We start from the raw sequence: 21,803 nt of genomic DNA, 5'->3' as shown, positions 1-21,803 counted from the left end.
AGGTGATGTCCATCACTGCCAGCCAACGCCGCTCGATGCTACAGGCGCCGCGCTGCCAAACCTGTAGCCTGAGTTCGCTCTGTTTACCGCTAGCGCTGCAGCTCGAGGACGTAAGCCAGTTCGACGCCATCATCCGCCGCCGCGCGCCGCTCAAAAAGGGCGAGGCGCTGTTTCATCAAGGCGAGAACTTCTCCAGCGTCTACGCGGTCCGTTCGGGAAGCCTCAAGCAGGTGACCAGCGAAGGCAATGGCGACGACCAGCTCACCAACTTCTACCTGCCAAGCGAGCTGGTCGGCCTCGATGGTATCGACGAGGAATTCTACCCGGGCAGCGCCATTGCGCTCGAAACCACCACGGTATGTGAGATCCCGTTCAAGCATTTGGACAAGCTGTCCGAGGAGCTGCCCGAGCTCAGAGGCCAGCTTTACCGCAGCATGAGCAAGGAGCTTCGCGACGACCGGCGGATGATGCGCCTTTTATCGCGCAAGACCGCCGACCAGCGCCTGGCGGCCTTTCTCACCACGCTTTCTGATCGTTTTCGCCGCCGCGGCTACTCGCCCTATAGCTTCCGCCTCTCCATGGCGCGGGCGGATATCGGCAACTACCTGGGGTTGGCAGTGGAAACGGTCAGCCGGATTTTAAGCCGGCTCCAGCAGCAGCAGGTAGTCGCCGTTTCCGGGCGCGAGGTGAACATTCTGGATATGGCCCGCTTGACCACCCTGGCCGACGAAGAAGTGTCCGCCTGACCCGCCTTTAGCCGACATTGAGCGCCTGAATACGCCCGGCCTTCATTTCTGCTTGTTTGGCTTCCAGGCCCTGGAAGTCGAACAGCGCCCGGTCGGCCAGCTGCGAAGGGGCAACGTTGGTCACCGCTTTGAACATGCTTTCGAGCCGGCCCGGGTACTTTTTATCCCACTCGGCAAGCATCGCCTTGACGTTCTGACGCTGCATGTTCGGCTGGGAGCCGCACAGATTGCAGGGAATGATCGGAAATTCCATGAGCCGGGAGAACTCGGCGATATCCGCCTCCTTGCAGTAGGCCAGCGGGCGAATCACGATATTTCTGCCATCATCGGACAAAAGCTTGGGCGGCATGGCCTTGAGCGTGCCGCCGAAGAACATGTTCAAGAAAAGGGTTTCGAGAATGTCTTCCCGGTGGTGGCCAAGCGCCACCTTGTTGGCGCCGATCTCTTCGGCAAACCCGTAGAGCGAGCCACGGCGTAGCCGCGAGCAAAGCGCGCAGGTCGTCTTGCCCTCCGGGGTTTTCTCCTTCACCACCGAGTAGGTATCACGCTCGAGAATATGGTACTCGACGCCCAGCGCGTCGAGGTAGCGCGGCAGCACGTGCTCGGGGAAGCCGGGCTGTTTCTGGTCGAGATTCACCGCCACCAGCGAAAAATTGACCGGGGCGTTGCGCTGCAGATTGCGCAGGATCTCGAGCATGGTATAGCTGTCCTTGCCCCCGGAGAGGCACACCATCACCCGGTCGCCCTCTTCGATCATCTGATAATCGAGAATGGCGTTTCCGACCTCGCGGCGAAGTCTTTTCTGCAACTTATTGAATTCGCGCTTTTGTTTCACATCGCTTGGCTCGATTGAGCTTGCCGGAGCCGGGGCCTCGGCCACGACGGGCTCGAAATGATCGGGTTGTTGCATGGTATAAGCACTGCCGGTGATGGGTGGTGAAGGCGTTATTCTATCAAGACTCCCGCTGCCACCCAACAAAGCCTTCGAGCGCCTTCAAACCTCGAGCGCGGCGTCGCGCTTGAGCCGCATGTACAAAAGCGCACAGGCGCTGGCCTCGCCCAGAAGCGACGGCCAGGGCAGCGCCAGCCGCGAGTGGCTGAGCGCCTGACTAAAGCTTGCCGCCTGGGGTTCGACCGGCGAGCGCCGGGCCTTGCGCTGATAAAGCCTAGCCACATCGACCTGGGCGTTGGGCAACTCGAAGCCGAGCCGCGCGTTGAAAAGCCGGTTGATCGGTGCCAGCGCCTTGCCAAGCCCCCACCCCACCACCGGGCGGTTGCCGATAAACTCGGCAAGTGCGGCGATGTTTTCCGCCGTCGGGGGGAGCGGCGCAAAGATTCGGTGCTGGGCGATGCAGTGTCGGGCGATGCAGTGTCGGTCAATGGAAGGACGCTGGCGGCGGCGCTTTATTCGGGCCTCGTCCGCCAGGGTAGCGACCCAGGCACTGCGGGTGTACACCTGGCGCTGGTCAAACACCACCGCGGCGATGCTCAGAATCTCGCTATCCTGGGAAAACCTGAACGCCAGCGCCACGAGCTCCTCGCCCAGGTAGGGGTGAAAAAGCCACTCGAAGGCGGAGCCGGCGAAGCGGCGCCGGTCGCTTTCGCGCTTGACGAGCGTGCGCAGCGAGCCGCCCAAAAGCGATGCGTATCGGTCCGTGAAGCGCATACGGCTACGCGTACTCCAGATGATAGCGATGAGTCAGCCGCGACTTGAACTCCTTGACGATATGCAGCGCCTCGCGCAGCAGGTCGCGCTCAAGCGAGGAAAGATGCTGCACCACCACGTGGTTGGTCGAGATGCTCGTCGACGCCTTCGCCTCGGCCAGTTGCTGGCGCAGGCGAAGCTCCGTGAAAAGCGCCAGCGCCTCGCCCAGGTCCTCGGCAAAGCGCTTCTCCAACCGGCCGTCATCTACCAGCGCTTCGAGGCGCTCGAGCGTGCCCACGGCTTCGATACGCCGCTCCAGCGCCATGGTGCGCACGCCGTGAACGATGGGAAAGATGCCGCCCTTTTTGATATCGATGCCGTGCTCGCGCTTTTTAAGCGAACCAAACAGGGTCAGGGGGGTGGAGAAGCTCAGCGCGGCGCGGGCCAGGTAGCTCAACAGCAGCTCGTCGCCGGCGCAGCGATCAAACAGTGCCTGCTGCACGCGCCGGGCAAGCTGCGCGTTGCCGGCCATGGGCTGGGCGTCGAGCAGGATGGCAAGCTTCATCAGGCTGTCGCCGTCGCGCCGCTCGGCCCAGCGCGCGATACGCGCTTGCCAGACCGCTACGCTGCCGACCCACTCCGGGTTGGAGACCATGATATGGCCGGGGCACGGCGGGTAGCCAAGTGTGATCAGCGTATCGGTCAGGCGCTGCATTTGGGCCGCGACATCCGGCCAGCTCTGATCGTCTTCGAGAATCAGCGCGTTGTCCTGATCGGTCTTGAGGATTTGCTCACCCCGGCCTTCGCTGCCCATGACCACCAGGCAGCACTGTTGTTCTGGCGCCTTTGGTACGCTAAACGCCCAGGCCTTGTGGATGATGCGCGCGTTAAGCGCCGCCAAAAGCTCCATGACAAAGCGAAGCTTCACGCCTTGAACCATCAGCGCCTCGACGAGCTCCGGCGTACGCTGGCTCGCCATGGCCAACGCTTTTAGATCACTGGCCTTCTCGATTTGTAGCCCCACCACGTAACTTCGGCTGGAGAAGTAACTCAGCACGTCGGTGAGCTCGACGATGCCGCAAAGCGTGTTCTCCTTCATCACGACGACCCGGGCCACCTTGTGGCGCGTCATCAGCACCAGCGCCTCGAACAGATACTGCTCCGGGGCGGCGGCGATCAGCGCGGTGCAGGCCAGAGCGTCGATGGGCGTGGTTTGGGGCTTCTGCTCGACGACCAGGGTGTTGAGCAGATCCGTTTTGGTGACCATGCCGTAGGCGCCCTGGGTGCTGACCAGCAGGCTGTCGGCCTGGTGCGCCAAAAGGGTATGGACCGCGCTTTGAATGTCCTGGTCTGCCTCGATGACGATTGGCGCGCGCATGCACTCGCGCACCCGGGCCAGCATGAACCCGGCCATGGTGATCCCGTCCACGGCGCGCCGTTCGGTAAGAAGCCGCGCTTTGTTGGCAAGCGACTGCTTGAAAAACGCCTCGAACGCCGGATAGTGCTGGCAAAGCGCACAGAACGCCGCCTTGGGGAGCACGTAGCAAAGCGTCTCCTGCTCCGCCTCGAAGCGGTAGCGACTTTGGCCGTTTAAAATGCTGATCGCCCCGAACACATCCCCCGGGGTGTAGTGGCCGATGCGCGCCTGCGCCTGGGGCATCGCCGGGTCGAGCTCGGCGACCTCGCCTTTATGGATGATGAACACGCCTTCGCCGGCCTGGTGGGCCTCTAAAATGATATCGCCAATGTCGAAGTAGGCAAGGTCCAGGCCACTGCGCACGCGCTCGAGCCCCGCTTCGTCGAGCAGAGAAAATGGCAGCCTGGTAAGATCGACCTCGATCATGGATCACCCCGATAAAAATGGCCCTTTAACATAGCGGCTTAACATAGCGGCGTACTCAAACGTCTCGAGACTTATCGCGATTATTGTCGGCATTACTAAAGTCTATATAAAACGACCGGGAAGCCCTTTTCTGAAACGTTTAAAAGTGCGTTCGAAGAGACTCAGGACGGCTCTTTCAAAGTAGCGGATAGCGCTTTATGACCACCTATAGACTATCGTCCCATCCGGACTAAAGTCGTACTCTTTTGGCGTAAAAACGTGAACACATAGAGTAATTTACCTGTATAAAGCAGTCTGCCAAGGGCGCCTTTAGTCCGTGATACCAAAGTCTGGATTTCTTTTTTTCATTTATTGGCCAGTATTACCTTGAGTTCACAAAGCCAATAACTCCCCGGGACAAACATTATCGAGACGTTTAACGCGGCACAGGGGGTCGCGCAACAAAGCGTCACACTCATCGATTTGGCAAGGGCACTTTCGACCCGGTGGTTTTATCTGCGCGGTTCAAGGCCGCAAACCGCTGTGAAGACACTTTCCAACCTTAAAAACCATAAACGGAGAGCATCATAATGGCAGATGACAAATCCAACGCTGCTGCATATTGGAAAGCCAACGTTCGCTTGATCACGGGCTGCCTGGTGGTCTGGGCATTCGTATCCTACGGCTGCGCGATACTGTTCCGCCCGCTGCTGGCCTCGATTTCCGTGGGTGGCACGGACCTGGGCTTCTGGTTCGCCCAGCAGGGCTCCATCCTTACCTTCATCGTGCTGATCTTCTTCTACGCCTGGAGAATGAATCAGCTCGACAAGAAATTTGGCCTGGGAGAGTAAGCGATGAGCCAGTTTGCAATTAACCTACTGTTCGTGGGCGCCTCCTTCGCGCTTTATATCGGCATTGCGATATGGGCGCGGGCCGGCTCCACCAAGGACTTCTACGTCGCCGGTGGCGGCGTTCACCCGATCACCAACGGCATGGCCACCGCCGCTGACTGGATGTCGGCGGCGTCGTTCATTTCCATGGCGGGTTTGATCGCCTCCGGCGGCTACGCCAACTCCACCTTCCTGATGGGCTGGACCGGCGGCTTCGTGATTCTGGCCATGCTGCTCGCGCCGTACCTGCGCAAGTTCGGCAAGTTCACCGTGCCGGACTTCATCGGTGAGCGTTTCTACAGCCGCACCGCTCGCGTGGTCGCGGTCATCTGCTTGATCATTGCCTCGGTGACCTACGTTATCGGCCAGATGACCGGCGCCGGCGTTGCGTTCTCGCGCTTTCTGGAAGTGCCCAGCACCTGGGGCATCTGGATCGCCGCGGCGATCGTCTTCCTCTACGCCGTTTTCGGCGGCATGAAGGGCATCACCTACACCCAGGTGGCGCAGTACATCGTACTGATCGTGGCCTACACCATTCCGGCAGTGTTCATCGCCATGCAGTTGACCGGCAACCCGATCCCGATGTTCGGCATGTTCAGCACCCACTCGGAATCCGGTGTGCCGCTTTTGCAGAAACTCGACGACGTGGTCAACGCCCTCGGCTTCCAGGACTACACCGCCGATGTGGATAACAAGCTCAACATGGTGCTGTTCACCCTGTCGCTGATGATCGGTACCGCCGGGCTTCCCCACGTCATCATCCGCTTTTTCACCGTACCGAAGGTGGCGGATGCACGCTGGTCCGCGGGCTGGGCGCTGGTGTTCATCGCCCTTTTGTACCTGACCGCCCCGGCCGTGGCCTCCATGGCGCGTTTGAACCTGATGACCACGGTGTACCCGGAAATGACCGGTCAGGTCGAGGATTACGAGGCCGCCGCCGCCGAGCCGATTCTGTACGCGGACCGTCCGGCCTGGTTCCAAACCTGGGAAGAGACGGGGTTGATCACCTACAACGACCTTAACGACGACGGCCGTATCCAGTTCTACAACGACACCAACGAGGACTTCACCGGCACTGCCGAAGGCCGCGGCTGGGCGGGCAACGAGCTGACCGTCAACAACGACATCCTGGTACTCGCCAACCCGGAAATCGCCAACCTGCCCGGCTGGGTCATCGGTTTGATCGCCGCCGGCGGTATCGCGGCCGCGCTTTCGACCGCCGCCGGTCTACTGCTTGCGATCTCCTCGGCGATCAGCCACGACTTGATCAAAAACACCATCAACCCGCGTATTTCCGAGAAAAACGAAATGCTGGCGGCCAGGATCTCGATGGGGGGCGCGATACTGCTGGCCACCTATCTGGGCCTGAACCCGCCTGGCTTTGCCGCGCAAACCGTGGCGCTGGCCTTCGGTATCGCCGCGGCGTCGCTGTTCCCGGTATTGATGATGGGTATCTTCTCCGTGCGCATGAACAGCGCCGGTGCTATCTGCGGCATGCTCTCGGGGCTTCTGGCGACCCTTCTGTACATCTTCACCTACCTTGGCTGGTTCTTTATTCCCGGCACCAACATGCTGCCCAACACGCCGGATAACTGGTTCATCGGTATCTCGCCGCTCTCCTTTGGCGCGGTGGGTGCATTGATCAACTTCGCCGTGGCCTTCGCCGTGTCGAGCGTGACCGCTGCACCGCCCAAAGAGATTCAGGAGCTGGTCGAAAGCGTACGCTACCCGAAAGGGGCTGGTGCTGCCGTTGACCACTAAGCCATACTGCTGAATCCGCCTTCAAGGCATCACCACAACGTGAACGCGGGCTTCCCAAGGGGAGCCCGCCTTCTTTTTAAAAGAACAGTATTAGGAAACGCGCTTATGATTTGGCACCTGGTTGCCGCTGTATTTGCTGCCCTGGCGGCGGCGGGGGTGGGGCTCATCCTTCGCAAGCTGTCCCGGGGGCGCCTGCCGAAATGGATCGTGCCGGTAATGGCGGGCCTGGGGATGCTGGGCTACCAAATTCACGTCGAATACAGCTGGTTCGATCACAAGAAGGCACAGCTTCCCGCCTCCACGGAAGTGGTCGATAGCGCCACGGGCACCGAAATATGGCGACCCTGGACCTTCTTTTTTCCAATGACCACGCGCTTTAGCGTCATCGACCAGCAGAGCATTCAGCGAAGCGGCGAAAACGCCGAGCTCGCCGAGTTCATGCTCTACCACTTCGAGCGCCACCACACCGATCTGGTCATCCCCAAGGCCTACGTGCTCAACTGCGAAAGCCGCGAGCTGGTGCCGCTCGACGACGATAGCGGCGAGCCGGAGCTTCAAGGCATGCGCACGCTAAGAAGCACCTCCGAGCTTTTAGAAGCCGCGTGCCGCCAGACTTAAGGATTCAACATGCCCCTGACGGCCAAGCCGATTTAACCTAAACTAGGCGGCTTCAAAGGCAAGCCCATCGCACGGCTTACGGCAGGAGAAAAGCATGTTTCACGGCGGGCTTCTCGTTGCGGTCTCCCTTTTATATATCGCGGTGCTGTTCAGCATCGCCTGGTTTGGCGACCGCCGCGCGCGTACCCGCGGTGCCAGCCGCCGCCGGCCGATCATCTACAGCCTGGCGCTGGCGATTTACTGCACCTCCTGGACGTTTTACGGCGCGGTGGGCCAGGCGGCCACGGCGGGCTGGTCCTTTGCGAGTATTTTCGTCGGCCCGATTCTGACCTTTTTGCTCTTCTGGCCAGTGCTGGCCAAGATGATTCGCGTCGCCAAGCACCAAAACGTCACCTCGATTGCCGACTTCATCGCCTCGCGCTACGGCAAGAGCCAGTCGCTGGCCGCCTTCGCAAGCCTGGTGGCGCTGATCGGCACCCTGCCCTATATCGCGTTGCAGCTCAAAGCCGTCTCGACCACGTTTAGCGTGCTGACCGAAAACAACGCCCCCACCGGGGCGCTTTTCAACGACACCGCCTTTTACGTGGCGATCGTCATGGCGCTTTTCGCGGTGCTGTTCGGCACCCGCCACACCGACGCCACTGAGCATCACGAGGGCCTGATCCACGCCGTCGCCTTCGAGTCGCTGGTCAAGCTCTTCGCCTTTGTCGTGCTGGGCGCCTTCGTCACCTGGGGCATGTTCGACGGCCTGGGCGCGTTAATGCATCACGCCGAAACCCAGCTGGGCTTGCAGCGCCAGCTCGCCAACCAGGATTTTGGCCAGAGCTTCTGGGCGCAAACGCTTTTAGCGATGCTGGCCATTTTGTGCCTGCCCCGCCAGTTCCACGTCGCCGTGGTCGAAAACATCCATCCGGACGACGCCACCAAGGCGCGCTGGCTCTTCCCGCTCTACCTGCTGGCGATCGCCTTTTTCGTGGTGCCGCTGGCCGCCGCCGGGCTTTATCTGTTCTCGGACAGCGGCGTGGAGCCCGACACCTACGTGCTGAACCTCGCCATGGCCTCCGGCCACGAGTGGCTGACGCTGTTGACCTTCATCGGCGGCTTCTCCGCGGCCACCGGCATGGTGATCGTGGCGGCGGTGGCGGTGTCGATCATGATCTCCAACGAGATCGTGATTCCGGCGCTTTTCCGGCTGCGCTGGTTCGACACCAAGGCGCGGGACTACGGCCGGCTGGTGCTGCGCGCCCGGCGCCTGACGATCATCGCCGTACTGGCGATGGCCTACGGCTTTTACCAGTTGATTGCCGAGTTCACCTCGCTCGCCTCGATCGGCATGCTCTCGTTTGCCGCCGCCGCCCAGTTCGCCCCGGCGGTGATCGGTGGGCTCTACTGGAAGCGCGGTAACCGGCTGGGTGTCGTCATCGGCATGAACGCAGGCTTCGCGATCTGGACCTACAGCCTTTTGATGCCGGCGATGATCGGCGCAGGCGTTTTGCCCCAGGCGTGGCTTGCTGGCGGGCCGCTGGGTATCGGCTGGCTCTCGCCCACGGCGCTTTTTGGTTTGAACCTGGGCGATAGCTTCACCCACGGCGTCATGCTCTCTTTAGGGGTGAACCTGTTTTGCTATATCTTCGTCTCCCAGGTGAGCTCGCAGCGGGTGGTCGAGCGCATCCAGGCGTCTCTTTTCGTCGACAGCGTCGAGACCCGCCAGACCTCGGTCAACCGCCCCTGGACCGGGGCCACTACCGTGGGCGATCTCAAGGTGCTCTGCGAGCGTTTTCTAAGCGCCGACCAGGTGACGCGCGCTTTCGAGGACTACGCCGGGCGGGCCGGCAAGCCGCTGGATAACGCCACCCGCGCCTCGATCGACGTGATTCAGTTCACCGAACGCTTTCTGGCGTCGGTGCTCGGCGCCTCCTCGGCGCGCATCGTGGTGAACTCGGCGCTGCAGGGCCGCGGTATCGGTATCTCGGATGTCATTTCGATCGTCGACGAGGCCTCCCAGGTGCTGGAGTTCAACCGGGCGCTGTTGCAGGCCACCATCGAGAACATCAACCAGGGCATCAGCGTGGTCGACCAGAACCTGCGCCTGGTGGTCTGGAACCAGCGCTATCTGGAGCTTTTCCGCTTTCCCGATCACTTGATCCGGGTGAGCGCGCCGATCGATCGTATCTTTCGCTACAACGCCCACAACGGCGAGTACGGCCCGGGGGATCCGGAAGAGCACGTCGAGCTTTTGATGGATAACATTCGCAAGGGCCAGCCCCACCGCTACGTGCGCTACCGCCAGGACGGCAGCGTCCTGGAAGTTCAGGGCACGCCGATGCCCGGCGGCGGCTTCGTGTACACCTACCAGGACATCACCCAGCAAAAGCATATCGAAGAGGCGCTGATTCGCTCGGAAAACAATATCCGGATTTACACCGACAACGTACCGGCACTGATCGCCTACTTCGATAAAGAGAGCCGCTACCTCTTTACCAACCGCGCCTACGAACAGGCCTTTGGCATCGACCGTAACGCGGTGATCGGCCGCCGTTTCGAAGACGTCTTGCCGGTGAAACAGGCCGAGGAGCGCCTGCCCTGGGTGAAGCGGGCCCAAAGCGGTGAGCGGGTGAGCTTCGAGGTGGCCATGCGCGTGGACACACACATGCGCTACATGCTGGTGACCTACACGCCCCACTTCGGCGACAGCCAGTCGATTCTGGGCTTTTTCGCGCTGTATCAGGACATTACCGAACGCCGCCAGGCCGAGATCGCGCTCAAGGAGACCAACGAGACCCTCGAGGAGCGGGTGCGCGAGCGCACCCAGGCGCTCTCCAAGGCCAATGCCGCGCTGCGCCAGGAGAACCGCGTACGCGCCGAGGCGGAGCAGGCCCTGCGCCAGGCCAAGCAGGTCGCCGAAGACGCCAACGCCTCTAAAACGCGCTTTTTGGCCGCGGCGAGCCACGACCTGCTCCAGCCCTTGAATGCGGCCCGGCTTTTCACCTCGGCGCTGATGCAAAACGAGCAGGAAAGCGGCACCCAGCGCACCATCGGCCATATCGACAACTCGCTGCAGGCCGCCGAGGAGCTCTTGAGTACGCTGCTGGATATCTCCAAGCTCGACGCCGGCGCCTTGACCCCGCGGCGCAGCCATTTTGCGCTTTCGGATATCACCCGCCCGCTGCGCGCCGAGTTCGATGTGATGGCCGACGAGCGCGGCCTGGATCTCAAGGTCGTGCCCACCGCGCTCTGGGTCGACTCCGACCCGCAGATGCTCAGACGCATCGTACAGAACTTTCTCTCCAACGCCCTGCGCTACACCCAGCAGGGCCGCGTGCTGCTGGGCTGCCGCCGCCAAAACGGCCGCTTGAACATCGAGGTGTGGGACAGCGGCCCGGGGATCCCCGAGTCGAAACTCACCGAAATCTTCCAGGAGTTTCGTCGTCTGGATCAGGTATCGCGCCACAAGGAGAGCGAAAAAGGGCTGGGGCTGGGGCTCTCGATCGCCGACCGGATGAGCCGCGTGCTGGATCACCCGATCAAGGTACGCTCCTGGCCGGGGGTGGCTACGGTATTTTCGGTCAGCGTGCCGGTGGTGGCCGCCCAGGAGCGCAGCGCGGATGCGAGCGAGGCGCCCACCCGGCGCGGCGGCAACAAGCTGGCCGGCGCGCGGGTCGTGTGTATCGATAACGAAACGCTGATTCTTGAAGGCATGACGGCGATGCTCAGCGGTTGGGGCTGCGAGGTATTCACCGCCACCAGCATCGGCGGGGCAAAGTCGATTTTGCGTAACATGGACGGCGACCCGGACGCGATTCTGGCCGACTACCACCTGGATAACGAGGTCACCGGCCTGATGGCGCTGGAGGCGCTCAGCGAGCGTTTGAAAGGCGCGGTACCGGGTATCGTGATTACCGCCGACCGCACCGAGGAGGTCGCCGAAGAAGTGAAGCGCTCGGGCTACCAGCTCTTGTTAAAACCGGTCAAACCCGCCGCCCTGCGCGCGCTTTTAACCCGCACGCTGCAGGCGAGCCGGGCCAGAAGCTAACGCTAATCCAGGAAGCTGCGAAATACAGATGCTGGCTTCCCATGGTTCGCGGGCTCGGGTAGCCCGTAGCGGGGGTCTTTCGCCAGGGATGGCGAAAGTAGCCTACAGGGAGGTATTCATGGCGCCCCCGCGTAGGGTTGCGCGAGCCCGCATCAGCCACCAAAAGAAAACCTCGCTTATGGATACCATAAGCGAGGTCTCTGAAACTCACATACCCGCGGTCAGGATTCGACTTTCGGCGGCTCGACCTCGAGTTTCTGGGCGGCGATCACGGCCTGGGTGCGCGAGTGAACGCCCAGCTTGCGTAAAATCGCGGTAACGTGAGCCTTGATGGTCGCCTCGGAGACGTTGAGCTCAAAAGCGATCTGCTTGTTCAAAAGCCCTTCGGTCAGCATGTTGAGCACGCGAAACTGCTGCGGCGTAAGCGAGGCGATCGCCTCGGCAAAGCGCGACTCCTCTTCGCTGGTCTCTTCCAAAATGCCGGCCAGCGCCTCGGGCAGCCATACTTCGCCCTGCAGGATTTCACCGACCGCCTCGGCAATCAGTTGCAGCGACGACGACTTGGGAATAAAGCCCGAGGCACCGTAGTCGATGGCGCGGCGCACCACATAAGGCTCGTCGCTACCGGACACCACCGCTACCGGCACGTCGGGCATCTGACCGCGAAGCTGGATAAGCCCCGAAAAGCCGTGGGCGCCGGGCATGTGCAGATCGAGCAAAATCAGATCCGCGTCCGGGTGGCGATTCACCACTTCGGTGGTAGCTTCCATGGTATCGGCTTCGACGATCTCCGCCTGGGGAGCCAATTGACGCAACGCCTGGGTGAGCGCTGCCCGAAACAGCGGATGATCGTCAGCGACGATAAACTTATGGGCTACTGCCATGATACTCCTCCGGTTCCTCGAGCGCGGGACATCTTTGCCGCAACGGCTAGCTCATACGGTTTAGCATGGTACCCCATGGGCTTTAAGTTACAAAAGCTCCGCCATGCACAATTTGTCATTCGTTATTCGGCGTAAAAAAACGGTGCCGGCTAAGAGCCGGCACCCGAACGGTTATGACCTGCGTTCAACTTAACATAGCCTGCCATTCAGCGTCTGATATTCCTTGACGGGCTACTGCGTGGCGCGGTGCTCGATCAGATCGTCGACCACCGACGGATCAGCCAGCGTGCTGGTATCGCCAAGCCCCTCGCACTCGTTGGCGGCAATCTTGCGCAGAATCCGACGCATGATTTTGCCCGAGCGGGTCTTGGGCAGCCCCGGCGCCCACTGGATGACATCCGGCGAGGCGATCGGCCCGATATCCTTGCGCACCCACTGGGTCAGCTCCTTCTTGAGCTCGTCAGAGGCCTCGATACCATCGTTCAGGGTGACGTAGATATAAATCCCCTGCCCTTTGATATCGTGGGGGAAGCCCACTACCGCCGCCTCGGCGACTGCCGAGTGCGCGACCAGCGACGACTCGATCTCGGCGGTGCCCATGCGGTGGCCGGAAACATTCAATACGTCGTCCACCCGCCCGGTGATCCAGTAATAGCCGTCTTCATCGCGCCGGCAGCCGTCGCCGGTGAAGTACATGTTGTCGTAGGTCGAGAAGTAAGTCTGCACGAAGCGCTCGTGGTCGCCCCAGATAGAGCGCGCCTGGCCAGGCCAGGAGTCGAGCACCACCAGGTTACCTTCGGTTGCGCCTTCAAGACGATTGCCTTCGTTGTCGACCAGCGCCGGCTGGACACCGAAGAAAGGCCTGGTGGCGGAACCGGGCTTGAGGTCGGTCGCGCCGGGCAGCGGCGCGATCATGATGCCGCCGGTTTCGGTTTGCCACCAGGTATCGACGATCGGGCATTTTTCATTACCGATCACCCGGTAGAACCACTCCCAGGCCTCCGGATTGATCGGCTCGCCGACCGAGCCCAAAAGGCGCAGCGAGTCGCGCTTGCTTGAGTCCATCACGCTGTCGCCGTGGGCCATCAGCGCGCGCACCGCGGTCGGCGCGGTATAGAGGATATTCACCTTGTGCTTGTCGACGATCTCACCGATGCGGCCGTGGCTTGGGTAGCTGGGCACGCCTTCGAACATCAGCGTCGTCGCGCCGTTGGCCAGCGGCCCGTAAACGATGTAGCTGTGACCGGTGACCCAGCCGACATCCGCCGTACACCAGTAGATTTCGCCTTCCTGGTAGTCGAACACGTACTGGTGGGTCATGGCCGCGAACAGCAGGTAGCCGCCGGAGGTGTGCTTGAGCCCTTTGGGCGCACCGGTGGAACCGGAGGTATAGAGAATGAACAGCGGGTCTTCGGCGCCCATCGCTTCCGGCGCGCACTCGGTGGATTGCTGATCGACCAGATCACTGAACCAGATATCCCGCCCCTCGTGCCAGTCGATATCGCCGCCGGTGCGTTTGACCACCAGCACGTTCTTGCACACCTCGGTGCCGTCGCGGGTCAGTGCGGCGTCGACGTTCTCCTTGAGCGGCACCTGTTTGCCACCGCGCACGGACTCATCGGCGGTGATGACCAGTTTGGAATCGGCGCCGATCACGCGCTGGGCAACGGCGTCCGGCGAGAAGCCGCCAAACACCACCGAGTGCACCGCGCCGATACGTGCACAGGCGAGCATCGCCATGGCCGCTTCGGGAATCATCGGCATGTAGAGCGTGACCGTGTCGCCCCGGCCGACGCCCAGGGACTTCATCGCGTTGGCGAGCTGGTTGGTGCGCTCGTAAAGCTCGCGGTAGCTTACGTGCTTGGTGTCATTCGGGTCGTCGCCTTCCCAGATGATCGCGGTTTGGTCGCCGCGCTTTTCCAGATGGCGGTCCAGGCAGTTGGCGGCGACATTGAGCGTGCCGTCCTCAAACCAGCGGATATCGACATTGTCACGTGAAAACGAGGTGTTCTTGATGGTGCCCGGGGCCTTGATCCAATCGAGTCGCTTGGCCTGCTCGGCCCAGAAACCTGCGGGGTCGTCGATGGAGCGCTGGTACAGGGCCTCATAGGTGGCCTTGTCAGCCCATGCATTAGCAGCGATGTTATCGCGCACCGGATAAACGTTCTTATGCTCGCTCATGACACTGCCTCAGTCCGTGAAATTGCAATTATTGGAAAACGGCGCCGCCCGTGGAACGTGTCGGGTCAGGCGGGCAAATATCAACCTAGCATAAACCTACTTAACGCACCTTCCCCTTAGACATTGGTAGTAGCTAATTTGCCATAAAAAACAGGTGCTTAATGCCCTATTCTGGTTCAACTCGGGCGATGAAGCGAAGCGTGCGGGCGCAGCTCCGGCACTTGTAGCGCCGCCCCTTGGCCGCCTGAGCATGGCGCTGGGCGGTGAAATGGTGGCTTTGGCAATCGCAGCGGTAGTGGTAAGGCCGGCGCTGGGTGTGGGTGATATCCAAGCGATGGGTCACGCGCGGGGCAAGGCCGTAAAGCTCGCGCATCACGGTTTGCCACTCGCGCCCGTGGGGCTTCAGGCGCGGGCCGTTTTTGAGATGGAAGACCAGCCAGTGGGCCATTTCGTGGGGGATGACCTCGTCAAAATAGGCCTGGCGGTTGTCCGCCATCAGCGCCGGGTTGAAGCGCAAGCCCCCGCGCCCCAAGTGGGCCTGGCCGGCGCTGGCGCCCTTGAGGTCGAACCACACCCTGGGCGCGGGTAAATGGGGGTGCACCTCGCGGGCTCGCGCCAGCGCCTCGTCGGCGCGGGTGCGCGCAGCGTCAAAAAGCGCCGGCTGGCTTAACGCATTTAGCCGCTCGAGCGGCCAGGCGGGCAGTGGAGAAATACGCATTGATGATAAACTAGCTCCCAGGTGACGCTTGCCAGTGTGAGCGATCGCGCCGGATTTCTCAAAACGATCGAACGAGGCCTTTTATGGCAGTTGAACCGCAAAGTGGCAGTGAAAATTCCGAGCAGCTCCCGCCGGAGCCGCTGCTGGACGACGAGCAGCTCGACCGGCTGGACGACTTTCTCGACTCCGACCGCGTCGGCGAAGACGCGCTGGATCTGATTTCCGCCCACGGTTTTTTGGTGGCTCTGGCCGTGGCCCCCAGCGAGCAGCCTCTCGATACCTGGCTCAAGGAGCTTTTTCAGGGCGAGCCCGACTACCAGGACGCCGCCGAGCGCGATGAGATCACCGGGCTTTTGGCCACGCTTCGCAACAATGCGGTCAGCGTGCTGGAGCAAGGGGGGCTTCCGGAGCTGCCCTTCGAGCTGAGCCTGGACGGCATTGCGCCGGAAGAGACGCCCATCGGCGACTGGTGCGCCGGGTTCATGGAAGCGGTGTTCAGCGACGAAAGCGCCTGGTTTCAGGACGACGAGGAGGCCGCGGCTACGCTACTTTTGCCGTTCATGCTGCTCTCCGGGCTTTTCGACGACGAGCCGGACATGCAGGATTTAGCCGGCGACACCGCCCGCCAGGAGGAGCTCGTTGCGCAGTTGCCGGAGCTGGTGCTCGATTTATACCTGCACTACCGCGTACCGCCGGAAACCGCCAAGCCCAAGCCGCGCCCCAAAAAGCCCGCCGGTAAAAAATCACCCAAGGGCAAAAAGCGTTAGAGCCAGCCTACTTAAGGCGCATCACCACCGCGTTCAGCAGCCCGTACATCCACTCGCGGGCACGCTGGCCCCAAGGGCGCTCACCCCAGGCGGTGACATCGACCTCGTCGCTTGCGGCGAAGTTACGCTCGAAAAGCGCCTGAACCTGGCGGGCCATATCAAAAGATTCGATCTCCTGATTGGCCTCCAGGTTGTAGTGCAGGTTCCAGTGATCGAAGTTACACGACCCGATACTTACCCAGTCGTCGGCCAGTACGAACTTGGCGTGGATGAAGGTCGGCTGGAACTCGTAAATCCGCACTCCCGCTTTCAATAGCGCCTGATAGTAACGCTGCCCGGCGTAGCGCACGCCCGGGTGGTCGTGCTTGCGACCGGGCAGCAGCAAACGCACATCGACCCCGCGCCGGGCCGCCCAGGCCAGCCGCCGGCGCAGTGAAAACGTCGGTACGAAGTACGGCGTGCAGAGCCAAAGCCGCGTGTCGGTGTGGCGCACCCGCTCAAAAAGCGAACGCCGGATCGCCTGGTAGCGATAGCCCCGGGCCGGCATCACCCGCCCCTTGGCGCCGTCATCGAACGCCGGCGGCGCACGGCGCTCGACCAGCTCGCACTCGGGGCTGCCCTTGGCGCGGCGCGTCAGCTTCGAGCGCCACAGGCGGCGAAACAGCGACTCCCAGTCGTTAACCGATGGGCCCTCGACGCGCACGGCAATTTCATACCAGGCCTTCAAAAACTCATCCACCGCGCCGAAGCCGCCGGTGAACGCCACGTTCCCATCCACCACGACGATCTTGCGGTGATCCCGGCTCAAGTTACGCGCCAGCGAATGAAGCCCCAGCGGGTTGAAAAAGCGCAGCGCCACGCCGCCCTCCATTAGCCGCGCACGGTCTTTACGCGCAAGCCCCCGGGCGCCGTAGCCGTCGAGCAGCAAATATACCTTCACTCCCCGCACGCGGGCGTCGATCAGCGCCTGACTTAGCCGGTCGGCAAGCTCGCCGGACTCCATCAGGTAGAGTTCGACGAAAATATAGTGTTCGGCGCTCGCCATCGCCTCGAGCATCTCGGGCAGAAATAGGGATGCTTCGGGCAGCAGGGTAAAGCGATTACCGTCGCGCCATATGGGCGACATGGCGACTCCTCGGCCGTTAACGGGGTTTAAGCGAACGGTGCACGTAAAGGTCGTAGCGGCTGGTTTTGCCCAGCAGCGTATGATTGGGTGCGGGGCCTTCGATGGGCGGCGCCTTGCGCGGGCGCTTGACCGCCACGCGGTGAGTGGCCACATCCAGCGCCTGCTCCAGAAGAAGCGGCGCATCGTCGTCGCTGCCCGCCAAAAGCCGAAACAGACGCATCTCCTTTTTCACCAGCGCGGACTTCTCCCGGTGGGGAAACATCGGGTCCAGATGAACGACTTCCGGGGTAACGCCGGCATGTTCGACCAGCGCGGCGAGCGCGCGGGTGGCGTCACCATGAAGCAGGCGCATACGCGCCACGATCATCTCGACCTGGCTTTCGCGGGCGGCGCGGGCCAGGCCGTCTTCGAGCAGCGCGGCGATCGCCGCTACCCGCTCGATCAACAGCACCGGCGCCCCCAGGCTTGCCAGCACGAAGGCATCGCGGCCAAGTCCGGCGGTGGCATCCACCACACTCGGTGTCACGCCCTGGCTCAAGCCACACGCCTTGGCGATCAGCTGGCCGCGCCCGCCGCCGAACTGGCGCCGGTGCCCGGCCTTGCCGCCGACGAAATCCACGCTCAAGGGGTGACCGAACTCCCCAGACTCCCCCGCAAGCGCTAGCCGCCCGTCTATTTCGGCCAGGCTCAACCCGGCGGGAAGGCCAAGGCCTGGGTCCTGCACGCGATTCATGCAGGCTTCTTCCAGGCCACGTCGTTGCGCAGATAAACCGGCTGCACCTCGATCGGGGCCTGGCCGCCGCCGCTTTCCAGGGTGCGCAGCGCAAGCCAGGCCATCTCCTCGGCCCGGGGCTCGAGATCGCTCAGGTGCTGGGTCATGCTCGCCTTCAAGAGATCGTCGAACTGCTCCCAGAGGGTAAACCCCGAGCCGACACCGACCCAGTCGGTCTGCAGGTCGGGTAGCAGTACCCGGGAGGGTGCTACGACCACCTCTTCATCGATCAACGTGGGGGCGTCGTTCTGACAGTGCCAGGCAGCGGTGTAGACTTCCCCCATGCGCGCATCGAGGGCGGTCACGACATGGCGAACGTGATAGCGCCGATGAGCCTGGAGCGCCAGCGCCTCGAGGGTGGAGACGCCTACCAGCGGGCAGTCGAGGCCGAACGCCAACCCCTGGGCGGTGCCCGCGGCGATACGCAGCCCGGTAAACGAGCCCGGCCCCTGGCCATAGGCAATACCGCTGAGCGCCCTCGGGGCAATCCCGGCTTCACTGAGCACGTCGTCCACCATAGGCATTAGCCGCTTGGTATGGGCGCGCGGGGTATGCTCGAAGCGGGCCAGACATTCGCGGTGCTCGCCCTCGGCGCGGATGAGCGCCGCGGAACAGGCACTCGACGAGGCGTCCAGGGCGAGAAGGTATGACGGCATGACGACTTGATACTCCAATCCAGAGGCGCAGGCAACAGGGGCGCCTCGAGGCGATATGATAAAACCAGGCGTTGAACGCCGAAAGTCCGGCGATGTAAAAGGCCCGCATTAGCGGGCCCTGGTGCCTGAAAAGCCAGTAATTTAGCTCAGGGCGTCTTTCACTTGTTGCGTGATGTCGGCAACGCTGCCCACCCCTTCCACGCGGTGGTACTGGGGCGCCGCCTCGGGCTCTTGCGTGGCCCACTGCTGGTAGTAGTCGATCAGTGGTGCGGTCTGGTCGTGATAGACCGACAGACGATTGCGCACCGTGGACTCCTGATCGTCTTCGCGCTGAATCAGGGTTTCGCCGGTCACATCGTCCTTGCCAGGCTCTTTGGGCGGGTTGTGGTCGATGTGATAGACGCGCCCGGAGCTTGGGTGTACGCGGCGCCCGGCCATACGGTCGACGATCTCTTCGTCGGGCACGGCGATTTCCAGTACGTGGTCGATCTTCACGCCGCCTTCGCGCATGGCGTCGGCCTGGGGAATGGTGCGCGGGAAGCCGTCGAAGAGAAAGCCGTTTTCGCAGTCGGGTTGGCTAATGCGCTCTTTCACCAGGTCGATGATGATGTCATCGGACACAAGCCCGCCGGTTTGCATGATTTCCTGAACCTTCAGGCCAAGCTCGGTGCCGTCCTTGATGGCCGTGCGGAGCATGTCGCCGGTCGATATCTGCGGAATCTTGAACCGCTCGCAAATGAACCGGGCCTGGGTTCCCTTACCCGCGCCTGGGGCACCCAACAAGATTAAACGCATGGCACTGCTCCTCGAGTCATAAATCGTTCAAAGTAATAAAACGGTCAAAGTAAACGTGAATAGAAGGACAATAACCGGGCCACTCGGGCGGCACAACTCTCCAAAAGCCTCAAACGAGCGCTTTTTTTCGTTTGGCCCGGCGCCTTGCCTCAAAAGGGGGTCGATGAAACGCAAGCGGCGCCCATAAAAATGGGCGCCGCTTACTTTCCGCCAATGCTGCCTAGAGCAGCAGGCGACGGATATCGGTCAGCACATCGGCCAAAAACGCGGTGAAGCGCGCAGCGTCAGCGCCGTTGATCGCACGGTGATCGTAAGAGAGCGACAGCGGCATCATCAAACGCGGCTGGAAGGCAGCGCCGTCCCAGACCGGTTTCATCTGCGACTTCGACACGCCCAAAATCGCGACTTCCGGAGCGTTGACGATCGGCGTGAACGCCGTGCCGCCAATCGAGCCAAGGCTCGAAATGGTGAAACAGCCGCCGGTCATCTCGTCGCGCTTGAGCTTTTTGCTCTGCGCTTTCTTGCCAAGCTCGGCCATCTCCTTGGCGATGTCGATCAAGGATTTCTTGTCCGCATCGCGAAGCACCGGCACCATCAGGCCTTCGGGTGTGTCCACGGCGATACCGATATGGACGTACTTCTTCCATACCAGGGTTTCGCCGTCGCCCTTCAAGCTGACGTTGAACTGCGGGAACTTCCTGAGCGCAAAGGCGCAGGCCTTGACCAAAAACGGCAGCGGCGTGAGTTTCGCGCCCTGGGCTTCGGCTTCGGCTTTCATCGACTTGCGGAAGTTCTCGAGCTCGGTAATGTCCGCCTCGTCGAACTGGGTCACGTGGGGCACGTTCACCCAGCTTCTGTGCAGATTGGTCGCGCCCATCTTGAGCAGGCGCCCCATCGGCTTCTCTTCCACTTCGCCGAACTGGCTGAAGTCGACTTCCGGAATCGGCGGAATGCCGCTGCCGCCGCCGGCAGGGGCCGCGCCAGCCTGGGCCTTCGCACCGCCCTCGTTGGAGAGCGCCTGCTTGACGTAGGCCTGCACGTCCTCTTTCAGGATGCGCTCTTTCGGGCCGCTCGGCTTGACGAGTTCAAGATCGACGCCGAACTCACGGGCGAGCATGCGTACCGCGGGGCCGGCGTGGACCAGCTTGCCGTCGCGCGGTTTGTGCGCCGCCATGGCCGCTTCCGGGCTTGGCGAGCCACCCGCGCTTTCGCCCTTACCTTTCGAAGGTGCTTTGTCGGCGGATTTGCTCGCGGTTTTTTTGGACGCCGACTTCTTGCTCTCAGAGCCCTGGTTCGAGGTGCTGTTCTCAGCGTCCTTCTGCTGATCCGACGGCTTGCCGGTCGGCTTCTTCGCCTTTTTGGCACCGCCCGAGGAGGCCACTTCGATGATCGCGATTACCGTGCCTTCCGAGACGGTATCGCCCTCCTTGACGCTGACCTCGACCAGCTTGCCCTTGTAGGGGCTCGGTACGTCCATCGAGGCCTTGTCGGACTCCAGCGTGATCAGCGCGTCTTCTTCGTTGACCTCGTCGCCCTTGGACACGGCGATTTCGATGACCGGCACTTCCGAGGCGCCGGAAAGATCCGGTACGCGAATTTCCTTGCGCTCGGTGCCGCCGCTCTCTTCCTCGTCGTCATCGGCTTCATCGGACTCGGTATCGTCGGCATCGGAAGCCGCGTCTTGCTCTTGCTCCGGCGCGTCGTCCGCGTTATCGCTTTCGTCCTCGCCGGCTCCTTCGCCTTCGATTTCGATCTGGCCGATCACGTCGCCTTCCGAGACGGTGTCGCCCTCTTTCACGGTGAAAGAGACGATCTTGCCGGTGTGCGGGCTCGGCACGTCCATCGAGGCCTTGTCGGACTCGAGCGTGATCAGCGCGTCTTCGGCCTCGACGCTATCGCCTTCGCTAACGGCAACCTCGATGATTTCGACGTTCTCGGAGCCACCAAGGTCGGGCACGATGATATCGACGGTCTGCTTACCGCCGGATTGTTTGGCAGTGCCGGAGGAAGCGCTTTTCTGCTCGCTTTTTTGCTCCTGCTGGCCTTCGTCCTGGGCGGCGCTTTCTGGCTGCTCGCTGCCTTGTTGGTCGTCGCTTTCGGCCTGCTCGCCGTCGCCGTCGTCATCACCCTCGACTTCGAGCTCGATGATGTCGTCGCCTTCGGAGACCTTGTCGCCTTCTTTGACCAGCACCTTGACGACCTTGCCGCCCTTGGGCGAGGGAACGTCCATGCTGGCCTTGTCGGATTCCAGCGTTATCAGGGCGTCTTCCACTTCTATGACGTCGCCTTCTGACACCGCAATCTCGATGATTTCGACATCGGTATCGCCACCGATATCGGGAACTTTGATGATTTCGCTACTCAAGGTCGCGCTCCTTCCAAATCGGAT

17 protein-coding genes are annotated in these 21,803 nt (G+C 61.9%); 6 read left to right on the top strand and 11 right to left on the bottom strand.

Annotation, left to right across the window (positions count from 1 at the left end):
* Positions 1-5 precede the first annotated feature (5 nt).
* Positions 6-746, top strand: coding sequence for a fumarate/nitrate reduction transcriptional regulator Fnr (fnr, locus tag ACWHXT_RS03225; protein ID WP_447928046.1), 741 nt, complete (start codon positions 6-8; stop codon positions 744-746).
* A gap of 7 nt (positions 747-753) precedes the next feature.
* Here the strand turns inward: fnr and ttcA are convergent, their stop codons facing one another.
* The 3 genes from ttcA to ACWHXT_RS03210 all read right to left on the bottom strand — a co-directional run bounded on the left by ttcA (position 754) and on the right by ACWHXT_RS03210 (position 4,234).
* Complete coding sequence (gene ttcA, locus ACWHXT_RS03220; RefSeq protein ID WP_447957214.1) at positions 754-1,656, bottom strand: tRNA 2-thiocytidine(32) synthetase TtcA; 903 nt, start codon at positions 1,654-1,656, stop codon at positions 754-756.
* Between the two features lie 84 nt (positions 1,657-1,740).
* A complete protein-coding gene (locus tag ACWHXT_RS03215) occupies positions 1,741-2,412 on the bottom strand; it encodes a DNA polymerase III subunit epsilon (protein WP_447957213.1) in 672 nt (223 codons plus the stop codon).
* Positions 2,413-2,416: 4 nt separating this feature from the next.
* Positions 2,417-4,234 carry a putative nucleotidyltransferase substrate binding domain-containing protein gene (locus tag ACWHXT_RS03210; protein WP_447957212.1) on the bottom strand — a complete coding sequence of 606 codons (1,818 nt, stop codon included), beginning with the start codon at positions 4,232-4,234 and terminating at the stop codon, positions 2,417-2,419.
* Positions 4,235-4,803: 569 nt separating this feature from the next.
* On the opposite strand from ACWHXT_RS03210, the gene ACWHXT_RS03205 reads away from it, so the two are divergent.
* From ACWHXT_RS03205 to ACWHXT_RS03190, 4 genes are all read left to right on the top strand, one after another.
* Positions 4,804-5,064: a DUF4212 domain-containing protein gene (locus tag ACWHXT_RS03205; protein ID WP_447928042.1), complete on the top strand. Its 261-nt coding sequence runs from the start codon at positions 4,804-4,806 to the stop codon at positions 5,062-5,064.
* A gap of 3 nt (positions 5,065-5,067) precedes the next feature.
* On the top strand, positions 5,068-6,864 hold the full coding sequence (locus ACWHXT_RS03200; protein WP_447957211.1) for a sodium:solute symporter family protein: 1,797 nt from the start codon (positions 5,068-5,070) through the stop codon (positions 6,862-6,864).
* Positions 6,865-6,969: 105 nt separating this feature from the next.
* Complete coding sequence (locus ACWHXT_RS03195) at positions 6,970-7,482, top strand: hypothetical protein (RefSeq protein WP_447957210.1); 513 nt, start codon at positions 6,970-6,972, stop codon at positions 7,480-7,482.
* Between the two features lie 94 nt (positions 7,483-7,576).
* A complete protein-coding gene (locus ACWHXT_RS03190) occupies positions 7,577-11,515 on the top strand; it encodes a hybrid sensor histidine kinase/response regulator (RefSeq protein ID WP_447957209.1) in 3,939 nt (1,312 codons plus the stop codon).
* 221 nt (positions 11,516-11,736) lie between these two features.
* Here the strand turns inward: ACWHXT_RS03190 and ACWHXT_RS03185 are convergent, their stop codons facing one another.
* From ACWHXT_RS03185 to ACWHXT_RS03175, 3 genes are all read right to left on the bottom strand, one after another.
* Complete coding sequence (locus tag ACWHXT_RS03185) at positions 11,737-12,399, bottom strand: response regulator (RefSeq protein ID WP_447527822.1); 663 nt, start codon at positions 12,397-12,399, stop codon at positions 11,737-11,739.
* A gap of 231 nt (positions 12,400-12,630) precedes the next feature.
* A complete protein-coding gene (gene acs, locus ACWHXT_RS03180; protein WP_447957208.1) occupies positions 12,631-14,580 on the bottom strand; it encodes an acetate--CoA ligase in 1,950 nt (649 codons plus the stop codon).
* 166 nt (positions 14,581-14,746) lie between these two features.
* Positions 14,747-15,298 carry a SprT family zinc-dependent metalloprotease gene (locus tag ACWHXT_RS03175; RefSeq protein WP_447957207.1) on the bottom strand — a complete coding sequence of 184 codons (552 nt, stop codon included), beginning with the start codon at positions 15,296-15,298 and terminating at the stop codon, positions 14,747-14,749.
* Positions 15,299-15,381: 83 nt separating this feature from the next.
* Between ACWHXT_RS03175 and ACWHXT_RS03170 the strand changes: the two genes are divergently transcribed.
* On the top strand, positions 15,382-16,065 hold the full coding sequence (locus ACWHXT_RS03170) for a YecA/YgfB family protein (RefSeq protein WP_447957206.1): 684 nt from the start codon (positions 15,382-15,384) through the stop codon (positions 16,063-16,065).
* Positions 16,066-16,072: 7 nt separating this feature from the next.
* Here the strand turns inward: ACWHXT_RS03170 and ACWHXT_RS03165 are convergent, their stop codons facing one another.
* The 5 genes from ACWHXT_RS03165 to aceF form a co-directional block, all read right to left on the bottom strand.
* On the bottom strand, positions 16,073-17,191 hold the full coding sequence (locus ACWHXT_RS03165; RefSeq protein WP_447957205.1) for a phospholipase D-like domain-containing protein: 1,119 nt from the start codon (positions 17,189-17,191) through the stop codon (positions 16,073-16,075).
* A gap of 16 nt (positions 17,192-17,207) precedes the next feature.
* On the bottom strand, positions 17,208-17,924 hold the full coding sequence (locus ACWHXT_RS03160; protein ID WP_447957204.1) for a class I SAM-dependent methyltransferase: 717 nt from the start codon (positions 17,922-17,924) through the stop codon (positions 17,208-17,210).
* Positions 17,921-18,619 carry a tRNA (adenosine(37)-N6)-threonylcarbamoyltransferase complex dimerization subunit type 1 TsaB gene (gene tsaB / locus ACWHXT_RS03155; RefSeq protein ID WP_447957203.1) on the bottom strand — a complete coding sequence of 233 codons (699 nt, stop codon included), beginning with the start codon at positions 18,617-18,619 and terminating at the stop codon, positions 17,921-17,923. The genes ACWHXT_RS03160 and tsaB overlap by 4 nt, the downstream gene beginning before the upstream one ends.
* Before the next feature lie 141 nt (positions 18,620-18,760).
* Positions 18,761-19,414, bottom strand: coding sequence for an adenylate kinase (gene adk / locus ACWHXT_RS03150; protein WP_447527815.1), 654 nt, complete (start codon positions 19,412-19,414; stop codon positions 18,761-18,763).
* A 220-nt stretch (positions 19,415-19,634) separates the two neighbouring features.
* A complete protein-coding gene (gene aceF, locus ACWHXT_RS03145; protein ID WP_447957202.1) occupies positions 19,635-21,779 on the bottom strand; it encodes a pyruvate dehydrogenase complex dihydrolipoyllysine-residue acetyltransferase in 2,145 nt (714 codons plus the stop codon).
* Positions 21,780-21,803: the final 24 nt, after the last annotated feature.

This window comes from Vreelandella halophytica (assembly GCF_968193635.1).
The sequence above is the reverse complement of the archived record's forward strand: the minus strand, read 5'-3'. Positions and strand labels throughout refer to the sequence as shown.